Origin of the sequence: Agromyces larvae, assembly GCF_022811705.1 — a bacterium.
GTDB lineage: Bacteria > Actinomycetota > Actinomycetes > Actinomycetales > Microbacteriaceae > Agromyces > Agromyces larvae.
This window is the reverse complement of record NZ_CP094528.1, coordinates 3,051,133-3,077,228: the sequence shown is the minus strand read 5'-3', so window position 1 is coordinate 3,077,228 and position 26,096 is coordinate 3,051,133. Positions and strand designations below refer to the sequence as shown.

General features: G+C 67.7%; 27 protein-coding genes, 2 tRNA genes and 1 riboswitch. Of the genes, 10 read left to right on the top strand and 19 right to left on the bottom strand.

All coding sequences use genetic code 11. The features are described 5' to 3' along the window. Nucleotides 1-98 precede the first annotated feature (98 nt). Nucleotides 99-1,841 carry a Stk1 family PASTA domain-containing Ser/Thr kinase gene (pknB, locus tag MTO99_RS14775; RefSeq protein ID WP_243559120.1) on the top strand — a complete coding sequence of 581 codons (1,743 nt, stop codon included), beginning with the start codon at nt 99-101 and terminating at the stop codon, nt 1,839-1,841. Nucleotides 1,842-1,848: 7 nt separating this feature from the next. Here pknB and MTO99_RS14770 read toward each other — a convergent pair whose 3' ends face one another. Genes MTO99_RS14770 through MTO99_RS14760 form a run of 3 tightly spaced genes read right to left on the bottom strand, consistent with a single transcriptional unit; the run spans nt 1,849 to nt 3,450 of the window. Then, nucleotides 1,849-2,490 carry an anthranilate synthase component II gene (locus tag MTO99_RS14770; RefSeq protein WP_243554403.1) on the bottom strand — a complete coding sequence of 214 codons (642 nt, stop codon included), beginning with the start codon at nt 2,488-2,490 and terminating at the stop codon, nt 1,849-1,851. Further along, nucleotides 2,490-2,645 (bottom strand): hypothetical protein, encoded by a 156-nt coding sequence (locus MTO99_RS14765; RefSeq protein WP_243554401.1) that lies wholly within the window; start codon nt 2,643-2,645, stop codon nt 2,490-2,492. Before MTO99_RS14765 ends, MTO99_RS14770 begins: the two co-directional genes overlap by 1 nt. Nucleotide 2,646: 1 nt before the next feature. Then, on the bottom strand, nt 2,647-3,450 hold the full coding sequence (locus tag MTO99_RS14760) for a class E sortase (RefSeq protein ID WP_243554399.1): 804 nt from the start codon (nt 3,448-3,450) through the stop codon (nt 2,647-2,649). Nucleotides 3,451-3,521: 71 nt separating this feature from the next. Here MTO99_RS14760 and MTO99_RS14755 point away from each other — a divergent pair, with 71 nt between their 5' ends. Then, entirely contained in the window at nt 3,522-3,761 is a 240-nt protein-coding gene (locus MTO99_RS14755) for a cell division protein CrgA (protein WP_149160521.1), read from the top strand. 186 nt (nt 3,762-3,947) lie between these two features. On the opposite strand, the gene MTO99_RS14750 is transcribed toward MTO99_RS14755, so the two are convergent. After that, a complete protein-coding gene (locus tag MTO99_RS14750; protein WP_243554398.1) occupies nt 3,948-4,832 on the bottom strand; it encodes a rhomboid family intramembrane serine protease in 885 nt (294 codons plus the stop codon). A gap of 10 nt (nt 4,833-4,842) precedes the next feature. Then, nucleotides 4,843-5,388 carry a peptidylprolyl isomerase gene (locus MTO99_RS14745; RefSeq protein ID WP_243554396.1) on the bottom strand — a complete coding sequence of 182 codons (546 nt, stop codon included), beginning with the start codon at nt 5,386-5,388 and terminating at the stop codon, nt 4,843-4,845. 84 nt (nt 5,389-5,472) lie between these two features. On the opposite strand from MTO99_RS14745, the gene MTO99_RS14740 reads away from it, so the two are divergent. Together MTO99_RS14740 and MTO99_RS14735 are read left to right on the top strand one after the other, a co-directional pair. Continuing rightward, on the top strand, nt 5,473-6,048 hold the full coding sequence (locus tag MTO99_RS14740; RefSeq protein ID WP_243554394.1) for a hypothetical protein: 576 nt from the start codon (nt 5,473-5,475) through the stop codon (nt 6,046-6,048). Nucleotides 6,049-6,582: 534 nt separating this feature from the next. Continuing rightward, on the top strand, nt 6,583-6,825 hold the full coding sequence (locus MTO99_RS14735) for a hypothetical protein (RefSeq protein WP_243554392.1): 243 nt from the start codon (nt 6,583-6,585) through the stop codon (nt 6,823-6,825). Between the two features lie 88 nt (nt 6,826-6,913). On the opposite strand, the gene MTO99_RS14730 is transcribed toward MTO99_RS14735, so the two are convergent. Both MTO99_RS14730 and MTO99_RS14725 read right to left on the bottom strand, forming a co-directional pair. Further along, complete coding sequence (locus MTO99_RS14730) at nt 6,914-7,357, bottom strand: NUDIX hydrolase (RefSeq protein ID WP_243554390.1); 444 nt, start codon at nt 7,355-7,357, stop codon at nt 6,914-6,916. Nucleotides 7,358-7,386: 29 nt separating this feature from the next. Beyond that, nucleotides 7,387-7,674: a hypothetical protein gene (locus MTO99_RS14725; RefSeq protein ID WP_243554388.1), complete on the bottom strand. Its 288-nt coding sequence runs from the start codon at nt 7,672-7,674 to the stop codon at nt 7,387-7,389. Between the two features lie 199 nt (nt 7,675-7,873). Beyond that, nucleotides 7,874-7,992, bottom strand: a riboswitch (SAM riboswitch). Between the two features lie 83 nt (nt 7,993-8,075). On the opposite strand from MTO99_RS14725, the gene MTO99_RS14720 reads away from it, so the two are divergent. From MTO99_RS14720 to MTO99_RS14710, 3 genes are read left to right on the top strand one after another with little or no spacing between them, the layout of a single operon-like run. Continuing rightward, the gene (locus MTO99_RS14720) at nt 8,076-8,708 is read left to right on the top strand and encodes an NAD(P)-dependent oxidoreductase (protein ID WP_243554387.1); all 633 of its coding nucleotides are present in this window, start codon (nt 8,076-8,078) and stop codon (nt 8,706-8,708) included. Between the two features lie 47 nt (nt 8,709-8,755). Then, nucleotides 8,756-9,172, top strand: a complete 417-nt coding sequence (locus MTO99_RS14715) for a MarR family winged helix-turn-helix transcriptional regulator (protein ID WP_243554385.1) — start codon at nt 8,756-8,758, stop codon at nt 9,170-9,172. Then, on the top strand, nt 9,172-10,038 hold the full coding sequence (locus MTO99_RS14710; RefSeq protein ID WP_243554383.1) for an SDR family oxidoreductase: 867 nt from the start codon (nt 9,172-9,174) through the stop codon (nt 10,036-10,038). The genes MTO99_RS14715 and MTO99_RS14710 overlap by 1 nt, the downstream gene beginning before the upstream one ends. A gap of 147 nt (nt 10,039-10,185) precedes the next feature. Here the strand turns inward: MTO99_RS14710 and MTO99_RS14705 are convergent, their stop codons facing one another. The 7 genes from MTO99_RS14705 to MTO99_RS14675 form a co-directional block, all read right to left on the bottom strand. After that, on the bottom strand, nt 10,186-12,216 hold the full coding sequence (locus tag MTO99_RS14705) for a DUF1565 domain-containing protein (protein WP_243554381.1): 2,031 nt from the start codon (nt 12,214-12,216) through the stop codon (nt 10,186-10,188). Further along, complete coding sequence (locus MTO99_RS14700) at nt 12,213-13,253, bottom strand: alpha/beta hydrolase fold domain-containing protein (protein WP_243554379.1); 1,041 nt, start codon at nt 13,251-13,253, stop codon at nt 12,213-12,215. Before MTO99_RS14700 ends, MTO99_RS14705 begins: the two co-directional genes overlap by 4 nt. A gap of 34 nt (nt 13,254-13,287) precedes the next feature. Continuing rightward, the gene (locus tag MTO99_RS14695) at nt 13,288-14,925 is read right to left on the bottom strand and encodes a GH39 family glycosyl hydrolase (protein WP_243554377.1); all 1,638 of its coding nucleotides are present in this window, start codon (nt 14,923-14,925) and stop codon (nt 13,288-13,290) included. A 104-nt stretch (nt 14,926-15,029) separates the two neighbouring features. Then, nucleotides 15,030-15,728, bottom strand: coding sequence for a DUF624 domain-containing protein (locus MTO99_RS14690; RefSeq protein WP_243554375.1), 699 nt, complete (start codon nt 15,726-15,728; stop codon nt 15,030-15,032). After that, complete coding sequence (locus MTO99_RS14685; protein ID WP_243554373.1) at nt 15,728-16,690, bottom strand: carbohydrate ABC transporter permease; 963 nt, start codon at nt 16,688-16,690, stop codon at nt 15,728-15,730. Before MTO99_RS14685 ends, MTO99_RS14690 begins: the two co-directional genes overlap by 1 nt. Before the next feature lie 9 nt (nt 16,691-16,699). Next, nucleotides 16,700-17,581 (bottom strand): ABC transporter permease, encoded by an 882-nt coding sequence (locus MTO99_RS14680; RefSeq protein ID WP_243554371.1) that lies wholly within the window; start codon nt 17,579-17,581, stop codon nt 16,700-16,702. Between the two features lie 263 nt (nt 17,582-17,844). Further along, the gene (locus tag MTO99_RS14675; protein ID WP_243554370.1) at nt 17,845-19,527 is read right to left on the bottom strand and encodes an extracellular solute-binding protein; all 1,683 of its coding nucleotides are present in this window, start codon (nt 19,525-19,527) and stop codon (nt 17,845-17,847) included. Nucleotides 19,528-19,794: 267 nt separating this feature from the next. On the opposite strand from MTO99_RS14675, the gene MTO99_RS14670 reads away from it, so the two are divergent. Together MTO99_RS14670 and MTO99_RS14665 are read left to right on the top strand one after the other, a co-directional pair. Then, complete coding sequence (locus tag MTO99_RS14670) at nt 19,795-20,790, top strand: LacI family DNA-binding transcriptional regulator (protein ID WP_243554369.1); 996 nt, start codon at nt 19,795-19,797, stop codon at nt 20,788-20,790. A 68-nt stretch (nt 20,791-20,858) separates the two neighbouring features. After that, nucleotides 20,859-22,385 (top strand): alpha-N-arabinofuranosidase, encoded by a 1,527-nt coding sequence (locus MTO99_RS14665; protein WP_243554368.1) that lies wholly within the window; start codon nt 20,859-20,861, stop codon nt 22,383-22,385. A gap of 319 nt (nt 22,386-22,704) precedes the next feature. Here the strand turns inward: MTO99_RS14665 and MTO99_RS14660 are convergent, their stop codons facing one another. Together MTO99_RS14660 and MTO99_RS14655 are read right to left on the bottom strand one after the other, a co-directional pair. Continuing rightward, complete coding sequence (locus MTO99_RS14660; protein ID WP_243554367.1) at nt 22,705-23,370, bottom strand: hypothetical protein; 666 nt, start codon at nt 23,368-23,370, stop codon at nt 22,705-22,707. A gap of 140 nt (nt 23,371-23,510) precedes the next feature. Then, nucleotides 23,511-23,984, bottom strand: coding sequence for a tyrosine-type recombinase/integrase (locus MTO99_RS14655; protein WP_243554366.1), 474 nt, complete (start codon nt 23,982-23,984; stop codon nt 23,511-23,513). A 63-nt stretch (nt 23,985-24,047) separates the two neighbouring features. Between MTO99_RS14655 and MTO99_RS14650 the strand changes: the two genes are divergently transcribed. After that, a protein-coding gene (locus MTO99_RS14650) for an IS5 family transposase (protein WP_435520764.1) occupies nt 24,048-24,939 on the top strand; the annotation gives its coding sequence in 2 pieces (ribosomal slippage) (nt 24,048-24,392 and nt 24,394-24,939; 891 coding nt in all). A gap of 439 nt (nt 24,940-25,378) precedes the next feature. Here the strand turns inward: MTO99_RS14650 and MTO99_RS14645 are convergent. The 3 genes from MTO99_RS14645 to MTO99_RS14635 all read right to left on the bottom strand — a co-directional run bounded on the left by MTO99_RS14645 (nt 25,379) and on the right by MTO99_RS14635 (nt 26,095). Next, nucleotides 25,379-25,451, bottom strand: a tRNA-Ala gene (locus MTO99_RS14645). Nucleotides 25,452-25,506: 55 nt separating this feature from the next. After that, a tRNA-Ile gene (locus tag MTO99_RS14640) sits at nt 25,507-25,580 on the bottom strand. A 110-nt stretch (nt 25,581-25,690) separates the two neighbouring features. Then, entirely contained in the window at nt 25,691-26,095 is a 405-nt protein-coding gene (locus MTO99_RS14635; RefSeq protein WP_243554365.1) for a DUF3566 domain-containing protein, read from the bottom strand. Nucleotide 26,096: the final 1 nt, after the last annotated feature.

Here is a 26,096-nt window from a genome sequence, read left to right as displayed (position 1 = left end):
ACCCACCGTCACGCCTGAGAGGAGCCCCCATCGTGAGCGATGAAGGACGCCTGCTCGCGGGTCGCTACCGCGTGGGCGCCCTGATCGGGCGGGGGGGCATGTCCGACGTGCATGTCGGCACCGACACCCGGCTGGGTCGTCAGGTCGCGGTCAAGCTGCTCAAGCCGCAGCTCGCGACCGACCCGGCGTTCCGCATGCGGTTCCGGCAGGAGGCGCAGTCGGCGGCGCGCATGGCGCACCCCACCATCGTGCGCGTGTTCGACGCCGGCGAAGAGACGGTGCTCGACGCCTCGGGCCACGAGGTGCAGCTGCCGTTCATCGTCATGGAGTACGTCGAGGGCCGTCTGCTCAAGGACATCATCCACGACGGCCCGCTCGAGCCGGCCGCGGCGGTTCGCGTGCTCGACGGGGTGCTGACGGCGCTCGAGTATTCGCACCGCGCCGGCGTCGTGCACCGCGACATCAAGCCCGGCAACATCATGATCACCACCTCGGGGCAGGTGAAGGTCATGGACTTCGGCATCGCGCGTGCGGTGTCGGACTCGTCGACCACGGTCGCGCAGACCACCGCGATCCTCGGCACGGCGTCCTACTTCTCGCCCGAGCAGGCGAAGGGCGAGACGGTCGATGCGCGCACCGACCTGTACTCCACGGGCGTGGTGCTGTTCGAGATGCTCACCGGTCGGCCGCCGTTCCGCGGCGACACGCCGGTGGCGGTCGCGTACCAGCACGTGAGCGAACGGCCGGTGAAGCCGAGCGTCATCAACCCGAAGGTGTCGCCGGCGCTCGACACGGTCGTGATGCGCGCACTCACGAAAGACCGCGAGCAGCGCTATCAGACCGCCGCCGAGTTCCGCGCCGACCTCGAGGTGGCCGCCAGCGGGCGGGTGCCGATCCGCAAGGAGGCCGACGCGGCGACTGCGCTGTTCGGCGCGCCGACCGGCTCGCTCACCGCTCCCGAGCTCGCACTGCGCCAGCTCACCGAGGACGACACCGTGTCGCGGACGCAGCGGCGCCCGCCGGTCGTCTGGATCTGGGCCGGCATCGTCGCCGTGGTCGTCATCGTGATCGCGGTGATGTACTGGGCGTTCAACCTGCAGCCGCAGGCCGAGATCCCCTCCAACGCGCGCGAGGTGCCCGCGCTGGCCGGGGAGACGTGGGAAGAGGCATCCGCCCAGCTCGAAGAGGTGGGTCTGGTGCCCACCAGGGTCGATGAGACGAGCGACACGGTCGAGGCCGGCCTCGTCATCCGCACCGATCCGCCCGGCGGCGAGATCGTCGACGTGGCGACGACCATCCGCGTCGTCGTGTCCACCGGCCGCCAGCCGGTCGCGGTGCCCGACACGACGAACATGACGCTCGAGCAGGCGAAGGCCGCGCTCGAACAGGTCGGCCTCACGGCCGGCACCGAGAGCCGTGTGAACTCGCCGACGGTTCCGGCCGACGTGGTGATCTCGACCGCGCCCGCGGGCGGCACCACGGTCGCCGTCGGCTCCGCGGTGAACCTCGAGATCTCCAGCGGCAAGGTCACCCTCCCCGATCTCACCGGGCAGACGCTCGCTGCGGCGTCCGATTACCTGCGCGCGGCGAACCTCGGGCTGAACCCGATCCCGCAGCCCGACGGCTCGTGCCCGGCCGAAGAGGGATCGCCGGTCATCCGCCAGTCGCTCGCACCGGGCGACGTGCCGCAGAAGTCCGATGTCGTGCTGGCGTACTGCGCCGGCGGCGCATCGAACGGCGGCGGTGGCGGGGGCACCGGCGGCGGCACCGGCGGGGGCAACGACAACCTGGGTCAGGGCCAGGAGATCAGCGACAACGGCATCGTCGTCGACCGGCGCTGAGCCCGGCTCAGGCGGTCGCGCGCACGAGCGGATCGAGTCCGGTCGCCCGCTCGCGAGCGCCGTCGAGTCCCGCCACCTCGAGCCAGTTGCCGAGCATCCGGTACCCGCCCTCGGTGAGCACCGACTCGGGGTGGAACTGCACCCCGAAGATCGGCGCGGACGTGTGCCGCAGCCCCATGATGACTCCTCCCTGCGTGCGGCTGGTGACAACGAGGTCGTCGGGCACGGTGCCGTCCACGACGGCGAGCGAGTGGTACCGCGTCGCGGTGAACGGTTGCGGCACACCGGTGTAGAAGTCGCTGCCGTCGTGCTCGATGCGCGACGTCTTGCCGTGCATGAGCTCTTCGGCGTTCGTGACGACGCCGCCGAACGCCTCGGCGATCGCCTGGTGCCCGAGGCAGACGCCGAGCAGCGGCTGCCCGATCGCGAGCGCGGCCCGCACCGCGGGAATCGACACGCCCGCATCGGACGGCTTGCCAGGGCCGGGTGAGACGAGCACGCCGTCGTAGTCGGCGAGCCGGCCTTCGGTCTCGGATGCCTCGAAGGCGTCGTTGCGCAGCACCTCGGTGTCGGCGCCGAGCTCCTGGAGGTAGCCGTTCAGCGTGTAGACGAAGCTGTCGTAGTTGTCGATGACGAGGATTCGGGTCATTACTCCACCGTGACGTCGATCGGGTTGACGAGGCCGTCGACCCAGGGGAAGACCCAGGTGAACAGCGCGTACACCGCGGCTGCGGCGAGGATCAGCAGCAGCAGCAGTCGCACCCACCACGGGCCGGGCAGCACGCGCCAGAGCGCTCCGTACATGTCAGTCGTTCTCCCAGCTCGCGACGGCGTCGGCGATCTCGGCGGGCGGGTTCGCCGCGCCGGGCTGCCACGACTCGAGCACCCCGTAGGCGATGATGCGCTCGTCCGTCGAGTACAGCGGGTTGCAGCTCGTGAGCGTGATGAGCCGGTCGGTGGGCTGGAGCTCGGGGTGGTGCGGCACCGGCGCGAGCACGTCGACGGTCTCGGGCGTCACGTATTCGAAGTCGCGGAACCGGTACGTGTACCAGCCGTCCTTCGTCTGCACGTAGATCGCGTCGTCGAGTTGGAGCTGCTCGATCTCGTGCATGCCGCCGCCGTAGGCGCTGCGGTGGGCGGCGATCGCGAAGTTGCCCACCTCGCCGGGCATCTGCGACTCGGGGTAGTGGCCGACGCCGAGCGTGAAGCTGTTGAGCACATCGAGGCCGTAGCCCTGCGCCACCGTGCGCACCGAGTCGTACGTGTCGGGAGTGTTGAAGCGCGGAATGTAGACAACCGCGAACGGCTCGGCGTTGCCGTACTCGGTGGTGTCGACCACGGGTTCGCCCGGGTCCACCGCGGCCGGCGCCTCGGCGGCGTCGTCGCCGCGAGCCGCGCGGTCCTGTTCGGCCCAGGCCTTCACCTGGGAGGACGCTGCATCGGACTGCTGCCCGGCCATGATCGCGTCGTTCCACCACAGCTGCCAACCGAGGAACAGCAGGATGAGCGCGCCGGCCGTGAGCAGCAGTTCGCCGAGGATGCCGACGATCGAGACACGGTGACGGGGGCGCGCGCCCGCGCGCCCGGACTCGTCGATCGTGGCGGACATACCGGCGATTCTATCTGCGGCGACCCGGCCCCGGCTGTGAGTGCACGGCAGCCTCGGCTAGAATCTCCGGCATGGCACGTACGAAATCATCGAAGCCCGAGCGGGCTGAGCCGACGGCGGGCGAGGACGCCCCGAACCCGGTCTGGTTCAAGCCCGTCATGTTCGGCTTCATGCTGCTCGGCCTCGCCTGGATCATCGTCTTCTACGTCAGTCAGGGCACGCTTCCGATCGGCGACCTCGGCTCGTGGAACATCCTCATCGGCTTCGGCATCGCCTTCGTCGGCTTCCTGATGACGACCAGGTGGCGCTGAGCGCGCACACAACCGAGTACGAGGGCGGATGCTGCGGCATCCGCCCTCGTCGTTTCTCCCCAGTTGTGCACAGGCCTGTGGAGAACTGGGGGTGCCTGTGGAAAGCCCGCGATCCGCGGAATTCCGGGCGAGCAGGGAATGACACCGATGTGATTCTCCCCACCTGTGGACAGGGGTGTGGAGAACTCAGCCCGCCAGCGGGAAGTACAGGTACCGCAGGCTCGCGACGATGAGCACGAGCGTGAGCCCGATGAGCAGCGCGATCTGGAGGCCGGTCTGATGGCGCTTGCGGGTCTCGACGTAGATCAGGCCGACCAGCGCGCCGACGACGAGCCCGCCGAGGTGCGCCTGCCACGCGATGTTCCAGCCGGGCACGAAGCCGATGACGAGGTTGATCGCCAGCAGCACGAACAGCTGCGTCGTGTTGCCGCCGAGTCGGCGCTGGATGACCAGGAAGGCGCCCATCAGGCCGAAGATCGCACCGGATGCCCCGACCACCGATGCGTTCGGAGCCGACAACCAGACGACGCCCACCGCACCGCCGAGCCCGGCGATCAGGTAGAGCGCGAGGAACCGCCCACGGCCGAGCAGGCCCTCGAGCAGTTGCCCGAAGATCCACAGCGTGTACATGTTCAGCAGCACGTGGAAGATGAGCCCCGTCGAGTGCACGAACACGGCCGTGATGAGCCGCCAGGGCTGGAACGAGAGATCGCCGAGACCGAGGACGGCGAAGTCGCTCACGTACAGCGGCGAGAACAGCAGCGCCGTCGTCACGCCCAGGCCCGGGATGAGCTGGAGCACGTAGACGAGCACCGTGACGCCGATGATCGAGTACGTCACGACCGGGGCCCCGCGACCGGTCGCCGAGCGCATGCGCGTGAGCACGGCCGGCTTCGTCTTCGGCGCCGAGGCACGCTGCTCGCGCATGCACTCGGGGCAGATCACCCCGACCGCCCCCGGGGTCTGGCACTCACCGCAGATCGTTCGACCGCAGCGCTGGCACAGCACGAAGCTCTGCCGATCGGGGTGCCGGTAGCAGAAGTCCGCCCGATCGGCGCCGAGGTCGCTCACGTGCGGAGGCTCAGAGCTGCTCGACGGAGACGCTCTCGATCACGACATCCTCGAGCGGCTTGTCGCGACCGTCGGTCGGGACGGTGGCGAGCTTGTCGACGATCGCCTTGCTCGCAGCATCCGTGACCTTGCCGAAGATGGTGTGCTTGCCCTGCAGCCAGGTGGTGGGGCCGACCGTGATGAAGAACTGCGACCCGTTGGTGCCGCCGCCCGTGATGCGGTCTCGGCCGGCGTTGGCCATCGCGAGCACGTAGGGCTCGGTGAAGTCGAGCTCGGGGTGGATCTCGTCGTCGAACTGGTAGCCCGGCCCGCCGATGCCCTGGCCGAGCGGGTCGCCGCCCTGGATCATGAAGCCGGGAATGATGCGGTGGAAGATGACGCCGTCGTAGAACGGTGCGTTCGACTTCGCGCCGGTGCCCGGGTGGGTCCATTCGATCTCGCCCGAGGCGAGGCCGACGAAGTTCTTGACCGTCTTGGGCGCGTGGTGCCCGTAGAGCTCGATCTTGATCGGACCGAGCGTGGTGTGGAGCGTGGCGATCGCGGTAGGAGTCGGCATTCGCCTATTCTCTCACGCCTCGATTCGTCAACCCGCACGACCACTTCGGACTCGCACCCCGTTTCCAGCCTGCACGGTGGCAAGATGGAGGAGTTCGCTGCACCGATGATGGAGGTCGGAATGAGCCTGTCACGCAAGCGCAAGAAGGAACTCAAGCGGCTGCGCAGCAGTGCGGAGGAACTCTGGGGGAACCAGCAGGCAGTGCTCGAGCACGCCAACGCGGTCGCGCAGGAGGCGAGCCGCCAGCTCAGCCACCTCACCCGTGAAGAGGTCGTTCCGCGCGTGCGCACCGGGTACGAGAGCTATGTCCGGCCCGGTGTCGACCAGGCTCGGGTGCTCGCGCGCCGGGCGGGCGACACCGCCGAGCGCACGGCGGGTACCGTGCTCGGCTCACTGCTGTCGATCGGCGACCTCGCGAACGACGTGCGCGTACGCCGTGCGGTCGAGCGGGTCTCGCCGCGTGCTGCGGCCGTGGTCGAGAAGAAGAAGAAGCAGCGCGGCGGCATCGGCGCGGGCGGGCTCGTCGCGATCGGCGCCGCCGTGGTCGTCGCTGCCGGCGTCGCGTACGCGGTGTGGCAGACGTTCCGCGCCGACGACGAGCTCTGGGTCGCCGAGGACGAGCCCGGTGGTGCCACCACCGACACCGATCCCTCGATCTGAGTCTTCCGTTCCGCCCGGGTGCGCCCGGGTGCGCACGGATGCCGGGCACGGTGCCGGCACTGAATTCCGATTCATCCGAATGAAACCCTTGCGCCCTCACTTCGGGCTGCGCTAGCGTCGTCTCTCGGTTCGCTTCGAACCGTCACCGCGAACGCCGAGTCTCTGAAGGGAGTGAAGACCCATGAACCTGATGCACTTCGACATCAAGATGCCGGGCTTCGCCCCGCTCGGCGCCTCCGCCTGCTAGCGGAGCGCCCCGCTCGGGCCTGCGCCCCGACGACCGCCTGACGGCGAACCGTCACTGCGCGCCCCGGCGCCCCGCCGCCCTTCTTCGGGCCGGCCGCGAACCGCCGCCTCCGGCGATCGCGACCTTCCGCCGCCGCACGACACTCGCGGCCGCGGCCCCGCCTCCGCCGAATCGCCGGCCGCGAGGCATCCGTTCACCGAACGCACCGCACGGCGCGCGCACCCGCGTGCGCGCCTCCCGCGTGCACCGTCCCAGGTGCGCGCACCCTCGAAGAAGAAGGAATCACCGTGAATACGCTCACGACCGCACTCGGCTCGACCTCGGGTCAGGGCGTCATGCGCTACCGCGCCCGACGTCTGCACGAGCGGCTCGCCGCCCGTGTCGGGCTCGCGCTCCTCGCCTGGAGCCGGCCCACCGACACCGCCCCGACGCACGACGAGGTGGCCCTGCGCCGCCGGCTCGAGCGGGAGGCCGCGCAGTTGCACGACGGCACCTACGCCGACCTCGCACTGCGCACCAGGGCGGCCTGATCGCCATGTCCGCCCGCGCAACGCCGATCGAGCGGCCCCGTCCGGTTCCGGGCGGGGCCGTTCCGCGTTTCGGGCGGAACATCTGGCCTCACGCGGCCGGCGGCACTCCGTCCGCGGGCTCTGCCGCATTCAGCCGCACCGCGATGTCGACGAGGCTCACGCGCTTCAACCGCGGCACCTCGGCGAGCGGCACCCAGCGCGCCTCGTCGCTCGAGCCGCCGATCTCGTTGTGCAGTTCGCCGCCCACCACGTGCGCCCGGTAGATGACGCGCATCGCATACAGCGGCACCGCTCCGGTGTGCCGCCGTGCGGCCGGGACCACCATGGTGTCGATGCCGAGCTGGCGATCGACGGATGACTCGTAGCCGGTCTCTTCCCGAACCTCCCGCCGCACCGCCTCGATGGGGTGCTCGGCGCCTTCGATGCCGCCGCCGGGCAGCGTCCACCCCGATCGGCCGTGCTCGTTCCAGTGCGAGAGCAGGATCTCGTCGTCGCGGATGATGACGGCGTACGCGGCGATGCGGATGTCCACCGGGTCAGCGTAACGCCACGCGGTCGCCGTCAACCGAACCGGCGGAAGGACCACCTCCTGGGGTTGCCCTGCGGTCCGTGGCCGAGGTCGTCCTGCAGGTTGGTGATCACGGGCGCGTCCGGCGCCCAGATCGTCGCGTCGTGCGGGACGGGCACGTCGCCGATCCCGCCTTCGATGTCGACGTTCAGGATGAACCGCCCATTACGGACCGCGTGGAACTGTTCGTGGACGGCGACGACTTCGCCCCTCTGAACAAGGCGCTGAAGCGGGCGGTGGAACCATACCGTGATGTTTCCCCGCTCGAGCAGGTAGCTCAACCGCGCCGCCTGCCCGTCGACGTAGACGACGCTTGCGTCTCGCCACCCCCACGGGGTCCGCGAGATCGCGCTGCCGTGCACTGCGTGCATCATGTGGCCCGGGTGGAAGCTCCCGCAGGCGGACTCGCGGCAGCTGACGGACTTCTGAGTGTGCTGGTGCTCCAATGCTCACTCCATGGCATCGGGGCTCGTGTCGAACGGGCCCGGCTTACCTGTCGCGGATCCGCGACAGGTCAGGTCTTCTCCGGAGGGCACCGTGTCGGGCGACGCGGTTGCCGTCCGCCCACGTCCGGAGGCGTGCGGGCGGAACTCTTGACCGGTACCGACCGTACACCACCCCGACGACGGTCCGGGCAAGCGTCGAATCGATCAGGCTATACTTTAGCGGCTAAACTAGCTCCATGACCACCATTGCTCTCTTCGGCGCCACCGGCAAGACCGGACGCCGCGTTCTCGACCGGGCCATCGCGGCCGGTTACGATGTCCGCGCGCTCGTGCGCACACCCGCGAAACTCGATGTCACCAGTGATCGCCTCACCGTCATCCAGGGCGATGTGACCGACGCCCACGCGGTGGACCGCACCGTCGCCGGCACCGACGCGGTGCTGAGCCTGTTCGGCCAGGTCAAGGGTTCGCCCAAGACGCTGCAGACCGACGGCACCCGGGCTATCGTCGAGGCAATGCAGCGCCACGGCGTGCGTCGGCTCGTGACGCTTTCAGGCGGGGGCCTGCGGGCCGACGGCGACCGGCCGAAGGCTGCCGACCGCGTCATGCGCGGCCTGCTGAAGCTGCTCGCCGGCCACGTGCTGGCCGACGCCGAGGGCCACCTCGCGGTGCTCGAGGCATCCGACCTCGACTGGACCGTCGTGCGCGGACCCCGCCTGCTCGAGACCCCGGGCGCTGGCACCTACCGCGTCGGGCAGGTCGGCGTCGACACCGGCATGCAGATCAGCCGCGACGACCTCGCCGACTTCATCCTCACCCAGGTCGACGACCGCACCCACGTGGGCCGCCTGCCGTTCGTCAGCGCATGAGCCACGCCGCGGGTACCCACGAGGTCGCACCTCATGAGGGCGACCGGATGCCCCGCATCGCCGCCGTGCTCGAATCGATCGCCCTCCTCGGCCGCGAGCTCAGCGCGACCCGCGACACCCCGTTCGGCGACGTGCGGCTCACCCGGAGTCAGCTGGACGCACTGTTCCTGCTGACCCGGGCGCCATCGGGGCTGACGCCAGGAGCTCTGGCCGCCGCACTCGGTCTGACCGCCGGTGCGGTCACGCAGCTCGTCGACGGGCTGCGCACCGAGGAGCTCGTCGAGCAGATGGTCAACCCCCGCGATGCGCGGTCGCGGATGCTCCGCCTCACGCAGGCCGCGAAGGATCGTGTCGGCGCGTTCGAGGCCGCGGTCGCCGCGCGGCTCGCGCCCCGATTCGACGCGCTGAGCGACGCAGAGCTCGACCGGCTCGGTCGTCTGCTCGCGAAGGCGGTGGGACGCTGATGGGCGCTGTCTTCGTCACCGGTGCCACCGGCATCGTCGGCTCGGCGGTGGTCGAGCACCTCCTCGCTGCCGGCGAGCACGTGATCGCGGGCGTACGGCAGAGGAGCGATGCACCCAGCGCTGCCATCGGGGTTCCCGCCGGTGCCGAAGCGCGCCCGTTCGAGTTCGGTGCCTCCGCTGCAGATCTGCGGGCCGCACTGGAGGGCACCGACCGCCTCTTCCTCATGCGACCGCCCGCGATCGAAGACGTGCGCACCTATCTCTTCCCGGTGATCGACGCGGCGCGCGAGCGAGGCATCCGGCAGATCGTGTTCCTGTCGTTGCAGGGCGTCCAGGCCAACCGGCGTACGCCGCACCACGCCGTCGAGCAGTACCTGCGCTCATCCGGCGCGCCGTACACCTCGCTGCGGCCGAACTTCTTCATGCAGAACCTGTCGACGACGTACGCCGCCGAGATCCGCGAGACCGGGCGCATCGTCGTGCCCGCCAGCCGCTCGTACACCGCATTCATCGACGCGCGTGACATCGGGCGGGTCGCCGCGGCGGTGTTCACGAGGCCAGGCCACGTAGGCAAGGCGTACACACTCTCGGGCGAACAGAGCCTCACCTACGCGCAGATCGCACGCATCATGACCGAGGAGCTCGGCCGTGAGATCGTCTATACGCGGCCGAGCGAGGCGGAGTACCTTGCGAAGCTCGCCGCCCACGGAAGGCCCGCCGATTACGTCGCCGTGCAGAAGATGATCTACCGAGTCGTGCGGATGAACGTGTCGGCGTTCCCGAACCGAACGGTGCGCAGGCTCACCGGGTCGCCCGCAACGACCTTCCGTCGGTTCGTTCGCGACTACCCCACGGCGTGGGTATGACGTTCCAGTCCAGTTGAGCAATTGTCTTGCGGGTTTCAGGTGGAGCGATGCTCGATCTCTTTCAAACGCCGTGTGGCCGGCCCCGGCGAACGGGCGCACGCCTCTCGTCGGGGGACGGGGCATCCGCTCTTCACGCTCTCGCGAGCGTTAGCGCCACCCTGCCGGACCCGGCGCAGCGACGACCCGGGTGAGGGGCGCCGTCGCCGCGAACGGCCCCGGCGCGACCTCGCCCCGGGGGGCGCCGAAGGCGTCCGAGCTCAAGTCCAGATCCGCCCCGTCGGGGTTGGTGTAGGTCATCTCCGCCTGGTAGCTCGTGCCGAGGCGCGTCGTCGTCACCGGGGCGACGACGGGCAGGGCCGCCGCGTCCGTCACCTCGACACGCACGGTGCCCGCTGCGGCGTCGATCACCTCGACGCGCACCGGCGACGTGCCGACGACGAGGGGCGCGGGCTCGGCACGGAACGGCTCTGCGCCTTCCGCGTACAGGTTGCCCTCGACCCAGACGGGCAGGCGTGGCCCGGCCAGCGCACTGCCGTCTTCGTTCGGGTACTCCTGCGCCGTCGGGTAGTCGTCGTACTGCGACGTGCCGACCGGGGTCGGCACGAAGGTCGCCTGACCGGGCACGCCGTCCATGTCGATCGCGCCGGACCAGAAGCTGGCGAGCGCCGGCTCGGCGGCGTCAGCGGTGGTGCCGGACGCACCGTCGCCGACGAAGACGTTGTTGTAGAACCGGTTGTCGCCGCCGAGGATGTTCGAGACGCCGTAGACGGCCGTCGAGTGCGGCATGTGGTACGGGGTGTACCGCTGGTGCTCGGTGCAGTTCGCGATGCGGCCCACGATGTAGTTGTGCACGTAGGCCCCGCCGGTCGACATGTCTTTGACCGCCCACGGCGACAGGAACAGGTTCGAGTCCACGAGGTACGGGCCGTGGCAGACCTCGACCATGAAGTCCTCGGCCGTCGAGGCGTAGAACACGTTGTGCCGCACCAGGGTGCCCTGCGCCTGCCAGTCGAGCCACAGGGCGCGATGCGTGTGATGGATGGTGTTCCCGCTGATGACGGTGTCGAGGGCGGCGTGCAGCTTGATGCCCGCGACTTCGGCGCCGTGCCACTGCCGCTTCACGTGGATGCGGGAGATGTGGTTGTCGGCGACGGTCGAGAACGCCGCACCGAGGTGCCCGACGATGCCCGCCTGCTCGCAGTCCCGGATCGTGTTGCGGCGCACCGTGTGGGAGCCGACGTGATCGCGGGTCCACGGGTGCGGCTCACCCGCGTCGGGGCCGCCCAGCACGAGCGCCCGCTGGATGACCTCGCGTTCGCGCTGCGTCCCTCCCTTGGCGCCCTTCGGCCCCGCGGCGGCCTCGTTCTGGCCGGTGCTCGCCTCCTTGCCGAGTGAGATGCCGACGTTCTTCGAATCGGTGATCGTGTTGTCCTCGATCACCCAGCCCTTCGACCAGTGCGGGCCGATGAGGCCCTCCTGCAGCGCGGTGGGAGGGGCCCACTGCGTGGCCGCCTTCGTCAGGGTGAAGCCGCGCACCGTGATGTAGTCGATGCCGGTGGCTCGCGGCCAGAAGACGAACGTGCGCGCGTTGATCTCGATCCGGTGCTCGGCCGGGTCGACGCCGCCGAAGTTCGCCCAGATGGTTGTGACATCGTCGCTCACCTCGCAGTACCAGGTCAGCAGCGAGCCCTCGGGGTCGAACGAGTCCTTCGTGACCTCGGGGTGCTCGACGCCGTCGAGCGTCAGCGACTCGTACATGGACTTGCCGTCGAGGTACACCTCGCCGGTATGCCAGGTGTTGACCAGGTCGAAGAACCAGTCCCCGCCGATGCGTTCGGTGTACGGGTTGCGTTCCCCGAACACGGCGTTCGGCACCTGCGCGACCCAAACCCGGCCCTCACCACCGGGGTGGGGACGCCAGTCGGTGACGACCTCCGCGCCGGAGATCGTCACCGGTTCGAAGAGTCCGTCTGCACCCTGCGCCGCCTGGTAGGTGATGGGCGAGTCGGCGGTGCCGCCGCGCGCAGGATTCACCCACTCCCGGTACACGCCTTCATGCACGGTGACCGTGTCGCCCGGCATCGCGGCCGCAGCAGCCCGGTTGATGGTCCGGAACGGGGCGTCGGCCGACCCGTCGGCGCGATCGGAGCCTGTGGTGGCGACGTGCCAGACGGTCATGACCGCGCCTCTTGGAGGTCGCGGGAGACGCCGGCCTGTGCGGGCGTCTCCCGCAGACGGCCGGCCAGCGCGTCGAGCGTCTCGGCGGCGGGTCGGAACCCGACGAGATCGAGGTGCCCGTGCGGGACACCGGCTCGCATGGACTCGACGACATCGACACCGGCTGCGCGCAACTGCTCGCTGAAGAGCTGCCCGCTGGAGCGCAGGGCGTCGAACTCGCAGTTCTCGACGTACGTCGGAGGGAAGAGCCCGAGGCTGTCACTGATCCCCGGGGTGAAGTCTTCCTCCCGTGGCCGGTTGACGTCTCCGAGGGTCGTGCGCTGAATGGCCTCGTGCATCCACTGCGGGATCTGGAGCGCGGTCGGCACCGCAGCGAGGGCCTCAGCGAGCTCGTCGTTGGGGGCCGGCAATTCGGGGTGCAGGAGCGGGTAGACGAGCAGCGTCTGCCAGGGTGCTCGGCCGGCGCGGGCCGCGCGCAGGGTCGCACTCGCGGCGAGCGACGCGCCGGCGCTCGCCCCTCCGATGGCGATTCGCGCCGGGTCGACGCCGAAACGTGCCGCGTCCGCGCGGACGTCATCGAGAACGGCCGAGCAGTCGTCTTGCGGGACGGGGAAACGCACCGGTTGCCCGAGCTCGTCGACTCGCCCGTCGATGGTTCCGTTGAATTCGGGTGGCACGGGGCACAGGCGATAGTCCACCGAGATCACCACCGCGTCGGCGCGGCCCGCGACGCCGCGGGCGACCTCGTGCGCCTCGGCCATGTCGAGGTCACCCCAGACGAACGCCCCACCATGCGCCCAGACGAGGCACGACCGACCGCCCTCGGGCACCGGCCCCGTCGGTGTGTAGACGCGCACCGGCACGGGGCCGTGCGGGCCGGGGAGCTCGACGTCGGTGATGCTGAGGTCCCACTCCTCGGCGGGGCCGAAGGGGGCCTTCCACCGGTCGACGACGGACTGAGGAATCGACGGGTGGTCGTCGTAGCCCTCGATCAGGTGCCGCCGCGCTTCGAGTTCGGGCACGAATCGTCTGGTCACAGGAGTACTCCTTCCGTCGTCTGCCGCTCGCGGGTCACGATTCGGCCGGTGCGATCGACATGACCGCCCAGGGGGCGAGCTCGACGTCGATCGTGAGGGTGCCGTCTGGGTCCACTGCGAGGGTGCGGTGGTCGAGGTCGTCGGCGACCTCACGCAGACGGGCGGTCTGTTCGCGGGAGAGGTTCAGTGGGGCGCCGAGCTGGTACCAGGCCTCCGCGACATTGCCGTGGTTCCAGTCGAGGATCTCGATGGCGAAGCGGTCGCCGGGGGTGAGGCCGCGGATCGCGTGTTGCACCCGTCGGCTAGGCCCGACCTCGGCAAGGAACCGCGTGTCGGCATACGAGTTCTGCGCGGCGAGCCCCATCCGGCCCATGTCGGCCGGGTAGTTGGTGAAGATCGCCGAGAGGTCGCCGTTCGACGAGGAGCGGGTGATGACGCCGTCGTCCAGGTCGGCCAGCACGCGGTCACCGAGGCGGTTGAGCATGGCCATCGCGTGGAACGTCGGCTTGTGCAGTCCGTTCTCGTTGACGAATCCGAACCCGCCGTGGAACGGGCCGATGCCGCCGCCGCCCTCCTCGAACACGTCCGTGAACGTCCAGTAGGAGATGGAATCGGCCAGTGGTGCGCCCTTGAGGAACGCCCGGACGATGTACGACGCCGCGAAGACCGTGTCGTGGATCGAGTCCCGGCTGGACGGCGATGTCGACCACTCGGTGATGTGCAGCGCGGCGTGCGGGTAGGGGCTGTTCTCGATGATCTGGCGCATCAGTTGCAGATCGTCGTACGTGGCGTCCTTATGCCTGGTGATCGCGCTGACCTTGCCGAGCGAGTCGGCCGCGTAGTCCGTCGGGTACAAGTGGGTCGACAGGAAGTCGACCGGGAGATCGCGCTCGGCGCAGTACGCGATGAACTCGCGGATCCACACGGGCTGCCAGTCGAGTTCGTCGGGATCTTCCGCCACGGCGGTCGCCTCCTCCAGCGACGGGTCGTAGTACTCCCCGGCGTAGCGGGCGTCGGGAACGAAGACGCTCGTTGAGGGGCCCCCGACCCGCAACTGCGGGTCGATCGCCTTGATCGCCCGGGCGGTCGCCGCGTAGAGCTCGAAGTACTCGGTGCGGGTTCCGGTCCAGAAATTGGGGACCAGGTTCGGTTCGTTCCACACCTCGAAGGGCCATTGCCGAACCTCGTCGATCCCGTATCGCGCGATCCAGTGCTCGACGGTCGCGGTGACGAGCGCGACCCAGTCGTCCATGTTCCGGGGCGGGCTGCAGTGCGCCTTCCACCAGAACAGCGTCTCGGTCCGGGTGGCGAGCTGGCGAGGCATGAACCCGAGCTCGACGAACGGGCGAGCGCCAGTCTCGAGGATCGCGTCGAACACCTTGTCGACGTACGCGAAGGTGTAGACCGGCGCCGGCAACTGCGCCGGTGGGCCGAAGCCGCCGCCGTTCTCCGTTCGATACACGAACATGTCGTCGTGGAACAGGCCGTGAAAGCGGACGTACCGCGCACCCAGCACCTCGACCGCCTCGCGGAACTGTGCCTGCCAGTCGGCACGCAAGGCCTCGTTCGCGCGGCCCGCGCCGACGCACTCGTTCCACACGTGGCGCAGGGTCGCATCGATCGGCGCGCGCCCATCGATCACCAGGGTCGACGTCGACGCGTCGTGATGCATGTCAAGTCCTCGGTTCTGTGACGTTCAGGAATGGGAGGGCGGTGCCGCGGCTGCGGATGGCGGCTGCGGATGGCGGCTGAGCGAGTCGACCAGGCGTCAGGCTGTCAAGCCTCGGTCTCTTCCGGCTCGGGCTGCACGTAGCCGCGGGCGACGAAGAACCGCTCGAGCAGGTAGCACCACCACACGAGGATCAGGCCGGGCACCACGAACACCGCCGGCATGAAGTTCCACACGGCGGCGCCCCCGAGGACGACGGCGATCGCGAGCAGGAACGTCAGGCTGGGCTTCGTCAGACCCAACGTGAACCCGTTGAGCAGCTGGCGCCAGGTGGGGTTGGTGAAGCGAGCGACGAGGGGGAGGCACCAGAAGAGGAGGAGTACGAGGAACAAGACGACGACGATGAGCGGGATCAGCACCGCGGTCAGCCCCACCGTGGGCACGAAGGAGAGCGTGACGACGCCGATGGCTGCGACGGCGACGGCCAGCAGTCCGATCACGGTCGCCTGTTTCCAGCTCTGCCGCCATGCCTTCCCGGCGATCGCCCGATAGCTTCCGTCTTTGCCCAGGACGTGGCGGCGGCAGATCTCGTAGGCGACCACGGTGCCCGCGCCCGCCGTCACCACCAGGGCGACGCTCGCCACCCAGAACAGGCTGATCAGGATGGCGGAGCCGAGCAGGTCCAGGATGCGCCACAGCCACGAGGCGGGATTGAAACGGAGAATGATCAGGTCCTTCGGTGTGTGCAGATGCCGAGCCGGCTGACGGATCGGCCCCCGCAGCGAGCCGGGGGGCCGAGGCGTCATCAGCCCTTCACGGAGCCGATCGTGAGACCGGATACGAAGTGCTTCTGCAGGAACGGGTACACGAGCAGGATGGGGACGGCCGCCACCATGGTGATCGCCGATCGGAGGGCGATCGGTGTGGTCACCTGCCCGCCGTTGGCCACGGTGGCCGCGTTGCTCGCGGAACCCGAGTTCACGCCCGCGTTCATCGAGCTCGACAGGAGCTTCTGCAATTCGTACTGCAGGGTGGACAACCACTGCTCGCCCGAGTTGTACAGCAGGGTGTCGATCCAGGAGTTCCAACTGCCGACGGCCACGAACAGTCCCACCACGGCCAGCGTCGGCTTGCACAGCGGCATCACGATCTGCCACCAGATCCGGAATTCGCCCGCGCCATCGATCCGCGCCGATTCGATGACCTCTTCGGGGATCGTCTTCATGTAGGTGCGCAGGATGATCAGGTTGAATGCGCTGATGATCACCGGCACCCAGTACGCGTGGAAGGTGTTCAGCATCCCCAGGTCCTTGATGAGCAGATAGTTGGGGATCAGCCCGGCGTCGAAGTACAACGTCAGCACGAAGATCACGGTGATCGGCTTGCGGAAGATGAACTCGTTGCGGCTGAGCGCGTACGCGAGCATCGACGTGAAGAACAGGTTCGTGACCACGACCACGACCGTCTTCAGGACGCTCATGAAGAACGCCTGATAGATGGAGTGCATATTGAGCACGACGTCGTAATTCTGCAGCGAGAACACGCGCGGCCAGATGCCGATCCCGCCCTTGACCGCGTCCATACCGTCGTTGAGGGAGATGGCGAGCGTGTTGAGCAGCGGGTAGAGCATGACCGCCGAGAGCAGAAGCAGCAAGCTCGTGTTCAGCGTCGTGAAGATGACCCGCTCGACCGTCCACCGATTGCGAGCCGACCTGCGTCGTGATGATGCGCGCTTCGTCAGAGGCTTCACAGTAAGGGTGCTTGACATGAGGTTCTCCTAGACCAGCGACTCTTGGTTGAGGCGCTTGGCCGCTAGGTTTGCCGAGCCCACCAGAATGATGGCGACGACGGTCTTGAAGATGCCCGCGACGACAGCGAGGCTGTAGTTGCCCAGCTCGTAGCCGTACCGCAGCACGAAGACGTCGATGGTCTCAGCCGTCTCGGCGATCAGACCGTTGCCGAGGAAGTACGGCAGCTCGAAGTTCGTCGAAAGGATCCACCCGCTGTTGATGATCAGCAGCACCACGATCGTCGGCATGATGCCGGGGAGCGTGATGCTGAACATCTTGCGGTAGCGGCCAGCGCCGTCGACCTCGGCGGCCTCGTACAAGGTCGGGTCGATGGCGGTGATCGCGGCCAGGTAGAGGATCGTGTTCCAGCCCAGTTCCTTCCACAGGTTGGTTCCGGCGACGATCCCCCAGAAGCTGTTCGGATCGGTCAGGAACATGACCGGTTCGTCGACGATGTTCAGATCCATGAGGATCTGGTTGATGAACCCGCCGGAGGAAGGCAGCGACAGGGCCACGGACGCGAGACTCGCCACGATCACCCAGCTGAGGAAGTGCGGCATGTAGGTGATGTTCTGCATGATCCGCTTGAACGGCTGGTTCTTGACCTCGTTCAGCAGCAGCGCCAGGATGATGGCGCCGAGGGTCCCCACGACCAGGGACAGGCTCGACTGTCCCAGCGTGTTGATCACAACCCGTCCGAACCGTTCGCCGTTGACTCCCGTGAACAGGTTGACCCAGTGCTCGAAGCCGACCCATTCCTGGTTCCAGACGCTGCCGCGCCCGGGCTTGTAGTCCTGGAATGCGATCGCCCAGCCGTAGGCCGGGACGTACTTGAACAGGATCTGGTAGAGCAGCAGCGGGACGGCCATCGCGATCAGCGCTCGCTGCGCCCAGACCCTGTCCCAGGTGATCTTGCGCCGGGGGCCCTTCGCTGACTTCCTCGGGGGTGTGCGCTTCGGGGCGCTCGAGCTGGGCGCGGGCACGGGGACGGGCGCGGGCCCGGGTGCGGTCGTCGGGGTGCCGACCGTGGCGGTAGTCATCTGTCCAACCTCATCGTCAGAAATAGGTGGTGAGCGAGAGTGAGTCGTGGTGGGGGCGAAGGTGCGCCCCCACCACGACTGCTCACTGCCTGTTACCAGTTGGCCAGACGGTCCTGGATGCCCTCGTTGATGGCGTCCTCGTAGACCTTCACGTCGATGGCGTGGATGGCGTCGACGTAGGACTTCCAGTTCTTCTCGAAGTCGGACGGGCTACCGGCGATGACCTTCGGCAGGTTCTGCACGTTAGCGTCGGTCAGCTGCTGGTTGACCTGCGTGGCCTCGTCGTCGAGCCCGATGCTCCACGCCGGGTAGTACTTCGGGTTCTCCGGCGGCGCGTTCACGAACTCGCGCCAGGTCTTCTTGCCGTACTGCTCCATGATGCCGCGGTCGTAGTCGCTCAGCGTCTCGAAGAACTCGGTGGGCTGGTCGTCGGGGCTGTAGGCGTTGCCGTCGGTGAACTGGCCATTGTGCTTGGGCAGGATGTCGATCAGCGCCTCGAGGCGGTTGGAAGAGCGCCACGTGAGGTCCTGGCGGTTGGCCCGCTGCTCCTCCGTGCGGTAGAAGACGCCGTCGTCGCCGACCTCGTAGTCTTCACCCGCGATGCCCCACGAGAGCACCTTCTGCCAGGGCTCGCTGAGCATGAGGTCGATGAACTTCAGCGCCTTCTCGGGCTGCTTGCTGGAGACCGAGACGCCGAAGCCCTGGTTGGTGTTCATGACATCGCGGTCGGCGTACCAGGGCTCCACGCCCTCGTAGACGGGCATGAGCGGCACGTAGGTGTACTCGTCCTTGCCGGCGCTCTTCAGCGAGTCGGTGGCGGTCTGGAAGTTCCAGCCCTGGTCGTGCATACCGAGCACGGCGCCGGTGGCCAGCTTCGCGGTGTACTGGTCGAACGTCAGAGTGAAGGACTCGGGGTCGACGATCCCGTCGGCGTACTTCTCGTTGAGGACCTTGTAGAAGTCCTTCGCGATGTCCTTGTCGGCGTAGATCTCTGCGTCGCCGTCTTCGTCGACGATCACGCCACCGTTGTTCGGGGAACCGGCCAGCAGCGCCGGCGGGTTCGTCATGCCCCACTCGCGGCCCGTGGACGCCAGCAGCTCGAAGCCCACGGTCGGGATGCCGTCGGTCTCGGGGTGCTTCGCCTTGTAGTCCTCGATGAGCTTGAAGTAGCGGTCGAGCGTCATGTTCTCGAGGTCCGGGTAGCCGGCCTCCTCGAGGACGCGCTTCTGGATCCAGAACGCGGGACCGTAGTACACGCCGCCCGTGATCTCGCCGTAGAAGCGGTTGTAGTTCGGGATGATGTACAGGCCCGGGTCGACCTCTCCACCCGAGTAGCTCATCTTCTTGATGTCGTCCTCGACGTGCGTGGAGATGTTGGGGTAGTCCCCGGTGGCCAGCATGTCGTCCAGGGGCAGCAGAGCGCCACCCTCAAGGAGACGCAGCTTCAGGTCGGTGGTGCCCACGAGGTCGGGGAAGTCACCGCCGGCGAGCATGACGCCGATCTTCTGGTCGACGTTGTCCGGAGCGATGATCTCGTACTCCAGGGTGACGCCGAGCTTCTCCTGGAGCAGCTTCGTGATCTTGTTGTCGGGGGCCGGGGCCTGCTGTGCGGACGTGATCCACGTCGTGAGCGTCGTGGGGTTGCTGGGGGTCAGCGTTCCCGACTGGTCGGCCAGATCACCCTCGGGGATGACGACATCCTCCGGAGCGACCTCGGCGGGGGCGCACCCGAACAGGCTCAGCGAGACTGCAGCAGCCAGGACCAGCGTTGGCAACTTCTTGCTTGCGGTTTTCACCAGTTTCTCTCTTCTTTGATCGAAAATTCCGTGATCTTCGTACGAGGCGGTGCGCCCCTCGAACTCCATCCCGGGTGAATGTATCGATACACTACGACACCGGCGGCAGCCGTCAAGCCAGTCAGTAGCGCTGTGACTTTATCGATATATTGGGTTGGCTTCGAGGTCGCGGCCGGTCCCACGTCCGGGCATGCACAAGGCCACGAGTTGGCCTGACGAGGTGGGAGGGTTGGATTGATGGTGAGGATGGCGGATGTCGCCCGTGAGGCCGGCGTCTCGGTCATGACGGTGTCGAACGTCCTCAACGAGCGGCTTCCGGTCGGCGAGACGACGCGTGCCCGCGTCATGGCGGCCGTCGAGGCGCTCGGATACGAGGTCAATCTGACGGCACGCCACCTGCGGGCCGGACGGACGGACACCGTCGCGTTCATCGCTCCGTCGTTCCACGACTATTTCGGCGAGGTCTCGGACGAGATCGCGCTGCGGGTTGAGTCGGAAGGACGACACCTGGTCCTCGAGCGCACGGGTGGGGGCCCCGAACAGGAGATGGAGGCGCTGAGCGTCTCCCGCCTCCGCCTCTACGACGGCGTGCTGCTGTCAGTGGCCGGCCTCGACATCGACCGGCTGGAGCGGGTTCGCACGTCGACGCCCATCGTCCTGCTCGGCGAGCGCGACGCGCCCGAGCGTTTCGATCACGTCCGGCTCGCGAACGAGGAGGGCGCCCGGCTCGCCACGGCGCACATGATCGACGGCGGTTCCCGGCGCATCGTGGCGCTGGGCGGCACGTTCGACCCCGGGCACACGATGTCCTCGGACCGCCGTCTCGGGTGGGAGCGTGCCATGACCGACGCCGGACTGGGCGTCGACCCGCGGTACGTGGTGCCGATCTCCGAGTACAGTTCAGCCGCAGCGCGTGATGCGCTGCTGGAGGTCATCGACTCGGGTCTGCCCTTCGACGGGGTTTGCTCGATCACCGATGTCATCGCGCTCGGAGCGATCTCGGCGCTGGCGGAGCGCGGGCTGCGCATCCCCGAGGACGTCCAGGTCACGGGCTTCGACAACCTCGAGATGGTGCAGTTCGTGCCGCCCGGCCTCACCTCGGTCGACGCCAACCACGAGGAGCTCGCCGAGAAGGCCGTCGGGATGCTGCACCGGCGGATCGCGGGTTGGGACGGTCCAGCCGAGCACGTCGTCGTACCCGTCCGACTCGTCGTGCGCGGATCCACCCGCGGCAGGGCGTAGCCCGCCTCATCGATGCGCGCCCGGAGGGCGCGACCAGTTCTGCAGATCATCAGGCAACAGGAAGACATATGACGACCACCACGACAGCGATCATCGACCTCGACCTTCCCGGTGCGACGATCAGTCGGCACGTGTACGGGCACTTCGCGGAGCACCTGGGGCGGTGCATCTACGGCGGGTTCTGGGTGGGAGAGGACTCGCCCATCCCGAACGTGCGCGGCATCCGATCCGACGTCGTGTCGGCCCTGCGAAACCTGCAGATCCCGAACCTGCGCTGGCCGGGGGGCTGCTTCGCCGATGACTACCACTGGCGTGACGGCATCGGCCCGCGCGACCAGCGACCACGGATGGTCAACTCCCACTGGGGAGACGTGGTCGAGGACAACGCGTTCGGCACCCACGAGTTCATGGACCTGTGCGAGCTGCTCGACGCGGTCCCGTACGTGTCGGGGAACGTCGGGTCCGGTTCGGTCCAGGAGATGTCGGACTGGGTCGAGTACCTGACCCGTGCGGACGACTCCCCCATGGCGGCGCTGCGCCGGGCGAACGGGCGCGACGAGCCGTGGCGGGTACCGTTCTGGGGGCTGGGGAACGAGGCGTGGGGGTGCGGCGGGAGCCTGCGAGCGGAGCAGTTCGCTTCGCTGGCCCGGCAGTACGCCACCTACTCGCGCAACCACGGCGACAACGATCTGTACCGGATCGCGGCCGGCGCGAGCGACGCGGACCTGCACTGGACCGAGACGCTGATGCGCTCGTTCGACGACCTGGCCGCCGACCCGGCCGAGCCGGCCCGCCCGTTCCAGGCGGTGTCGCTGCACTACTACACGATGACGGGCACCTGGAGCGACAAGGGCGATGCCACCGAGTTCAGCACGGACGAGTGGTACACGGCGATGGCCAGGGCGCAGCGCATGGAGGAGCTCCTCACCCGCCACTCGACGGTGATGGACAGATACGACCCTCACCGCAAGGTGGGCCTGGTCGTCGATGAGTGGGGCACCTGGTGGAACGTCGCCACGGGCACTAACCCGGGGTTCTTGTACCAGCAGAACACGCTGCGCGACGCACTGGTCGCCTCGATGCACTTCGACGCCTTCCACCGGCACGCGGAGCGGGTCGTGATGGCGAACATCGCGCAGACGGTCAACGTGCTGCAGGCGATGATCCTCACCGACCCCGACTCGGGTGCGCTGGTGCTCACGCCGACCTACCACGTCTTCGCCATGAACGCCGGGCACCACGACGCCTCCGCGCTCGCGGTGCACCTGCGCGGCGTGGAGACCCGCACCGTGGACGGGTCCGAGCTGCCGCTGGTCTCGGCGTCCGCGTCGGTGAAGGGCGACTCCGCGCTCATCTCGTTGTCGAACCTCGATGTCGACACCGATCGCACGATCGTGCTCGACCTGCGCGGCCGCGACGTCGTCGGCCACGAGGCGCGGGCGCTGACCGCGTCCGCGCTAGATGCGCACAACACCCCGGAGCAGCTCGACGCCGTCGCGCCGAACGCGCACGACGGCGTGCGGCCCCACCCGCGCGGGCTCGAGCTCGACCTGCCCGCGCACTCCTACGTCACCGTCAGCCTCGATCTGCAGTGACAGAGCGCGAACTGCGCAGCTGTTCGATCGAGAGGGAGTCACTGCGGTACTCACGCGCTCACGAGGGCGTGAGTACCGCGCCGGTGGCGCCCTCGACCAGATGCCGGGCGAAGTGGACCTGGTGCGAAAGGACAGAACCCCGGAATCTCGCGGCCAACGCGGGATTCCGGGGTTCTGGAGTGATTGTGGAGCCTAGGAGAATCGAACTCCTGACATCCTGCTTGCAAAGCAATCGTTATCCGCGCAATTCTGCGGCTCTGCCCGACGTTTGGGCGCACAAGGGGCGCAGAGGACGCAGACTTGAGCAGCCCGAGGAACCCTATGCACTTTTCATGAAAGCGTGCTCGATCCGAGTCCCAAGGCGCGAGGCAGCTGAGTCGATGAACTCGTATCCCATGTCGCGGGCATGTCCAGGAACCTCAGCTAGCGCCGAGAAGGCCAGTTCGTGCGAATTGCGGGCGATGTCTGCTTCTCCGATCAGCAGTCCAGCCAAGGCCAGGTTGTACTCCGCTGCAGCGAGCCCCTTCCAAGCTTGCGCGACGAGCGCTGAGCTCCCCTGCCCGACTTCCACGAAGATCTCGACGCTCTCATTAATCGCTTCGACGAGCTCAAGAACCTGTTGGTTCCACAAGCATTGAGCGGCATAGTTCGTGAGGTGTGCGGCGAACGCCAGGCGAAGCTCCGAGTTCCACTCATTTCGCATGGCGACGGGACGCAACTGCTCGCAGATCGCCTGCTGCTCCCCAAGCGACGGTGCCAACAGCGCGGGAAGAGGCGTCGCTTCCGGATTGCCCTCATCGAGGTACGCAAGCTGCAACCCGGCGTGATTCGGCACCTCAGCGGCGTATCCATGAGTGCTCGGCCAAGACAGGTCCCGACCCATCGGCCCCAGTTTCAACGCTGCACAGGCGCCATCGAGTGTCGGTGGCGCAAGGTACGCGAACTTGTTGTCACGCGCGATGACTAGCGCGTAAGACGGCATCATGGATCGAAGATAGCGGTGCTTTTCGTCTCGCACCGACCGGGTTGTGGCCCCAAAATAAGGGGTGCGCCGCCCCGCGTCTCGGGCCGCAGGGGCGGTTGAACGCAAGGCGAGGGACAGTCCACCCCCTCAACCGCACACGTTCAGGCCGCGGGTGCAAGTGAATTCACCAGAGCGTCAATCTTCGCCATGAGCGGCGCGAGGCCGGCGGGCGCAAGATGCCCGTACTTGTCCAGCGTGATGGAGGGTTTCGCGTGCCCCATCGCACGGGAGACAGACAGGATGTCACCACCGGCCTCGGAGAGCGTGATCGCCGCGAAGGTGTGTCTGAGCCCGTGAACGGTGATGCGTTTGATCGACTCCGCGCGACCGTCATTCGCTCTCGCCACTGCACGGGTCAGGGCCTGATTGGGATACGTCTTCGCTACAGCTCGACCGACTCTGCGTGGGCTGGCAAACACGTAGGCGCTCTTGGGGCGATCAGCGATGACACTGGTGAGCCACGGAAGCACGGTCTCTGGAACGGGGAGCGTACGTCGGCTCGCGCGCGTCTTCGTCGTGTCTGTGCCGCTGCCTGCGTTCCTGACCGTGAGCTGGCCCGCGGCGAGATCACCCACAAGTAGCGACCTAGGGCGTGTTGCTAAACCTGTTCGGGCTGCTCGTGGGTGAGTCTTGAGGGCGTGTCTCGCGATGTGATCTCTGACGAGGTGTGGGCTGTGATCGGCCCGTTGTTCCCAGCGCCGAAGGCGACGGGACGTCCCCCGGTCGATGCGCGCACCGTGGTCGAGGCGACCGTGTGGCGATTCCGCACGGGAGCGCCGTGGCGGGATGTCCCGGAGCGGTTCGGGAACTGGAACACGCTGTACAAGAACTTCAACAGGTGGTCCCACGCGGGCGTCTGGGCGGCCGTGCTCGAACAGGTCCAGTCGCACGCTCACCAGGCTGGGGATCTGGACTGGGTCGCGTCGATCGATTCGACGATCGTGCGCGTGCATCAGCACGGCGCGACCCTGCCCCGTGCCACAGGGGGCGGGATCGAACTACAAGAAATACGGTCCGGAGCCGCCTGATCACGCGATCGGCCGGTCCCGCGGCGGCCTGACGACGAAGAACCACCTGGTCTGCGACGGGAAGGGGCGGGCGCTGGCGTTCGTGCTCACCGGCGGTCAGGTCGCCGACACCAGCCTGCTGAGCGAGACGCTCTCGCAGATCCGCGTCCCCGGCGCGGCGGGACGTCCGCGGACGCGCCCGGACCGGGTGATCGCGGACAAGGGCTACCCGTCGAAAGCGAACCGGGCGTGGCTGCGTGCGCACGGCATCGCGGCCACGATCCCCGAACGTGCCGATCAGATCGCGCACCGTCGGAAGCGCCGGGGTCGGCCGATCGACTTCGGCGATGAGCAACGCCGCCGCTACCGAGGCCGGAATGTCGTTGAACGCTGCTTCAACGAGTTGAAGAAATGGCGCGGTATCGCGATGCGCTCAGACAAGACCGCCCGCAGCTATCACTCCGCGCTCTGCCTCGCCGCGACCCTGGCGTGGCTCAACGCACGATTTAGCAACACTGCCTAGCCGACCACTCATCTTGCGCTGCACCTATCGCTCGCTGTCGCCTCGGTCAACCGGGCGTTCCTGTCACCTTCAATGTCGCCTTCCAAGACGGAAGACGATAGACCAAAGTTAAGCCTCGCACCGGGCAGCGCCGAGACGCGCAGGCACGCACCTCTGCCGGTCAGGCTTTGCATTCGGCCGTCGTGCCGTGCAAGCCCACGGTCTTCGTTCTAGGAAGATAGCGCGCCAAGGCGCACCGGGCGCACATGATCGGAGCCGACGCTCCAGGGTCCCATGGTTTCGCGGCTCGCGCCGGCGCTCGGGGCGCACTCGACTAAACAGCAATTACTACCCATGATCACCATATTGCTACCGTTACGCAGGATGGCTAACAACATCGAGACCTAAGAATCCCCGAGATTCCGCTGATCCAGCGTATATCTCGGGGATTCTGATCCTGTGGAGCCTAGGAGAATCGAACTCCTGACATCCTGCTTGCAAAGCAGGCGCTCTACCAACTGAGCTAAGGCCCCGAAGGATGCGATGCATCCGGGTCTGGAGTTTTCACGCCCTTCAAAGGGCACTGTGTGGGGATACGAGGACTTGAACCTCGGACCTCTTCGTTATCAGCGAAGCGCTCTAACCGCCTGAGCTATATCCCCGGAATTTCGGCCGAGGGAAAGCCTACCCGACCCGAAGCGAAACTCCGAATCGAGGCCGGCCACCGGTCCCTGAGCCCGTCGAAGGGCGGTGCCCTGAGCCCGTCGAAGGGTCAGTTGTTCGTGAACCCGACCAGCAGGCCGCCGGTGATCTTCACGCTGAGGTTGTACAGCACCGCGATGATGGCGCCGATCGCGGTCGTGACGACCAGGTTGATCAACGAGGTGACGATGGCGAAGCCCATCACGTTGCCCATCGAGAAGATCGCGGTGAGATCGGTGCCCGAACCCGCGACGTCCTTCACGATCGAGTTCACCTGGTCGAAGATCTCGGTCGAGTTCAGCACCGTGTAGACCAGGAAGGTCGCGACGATGTTGATGACCGCGAGACACACCGCCACCAGGAACGACAGCTTCACCGCCGACCAGAAGTCGATGTACACGAGGCGCAGGCGAACCTGCTTGGCCGGAGGCTTGCGGGTCGACTTGCGCGCGAGCTTGTCGGCGACGCTACTCATC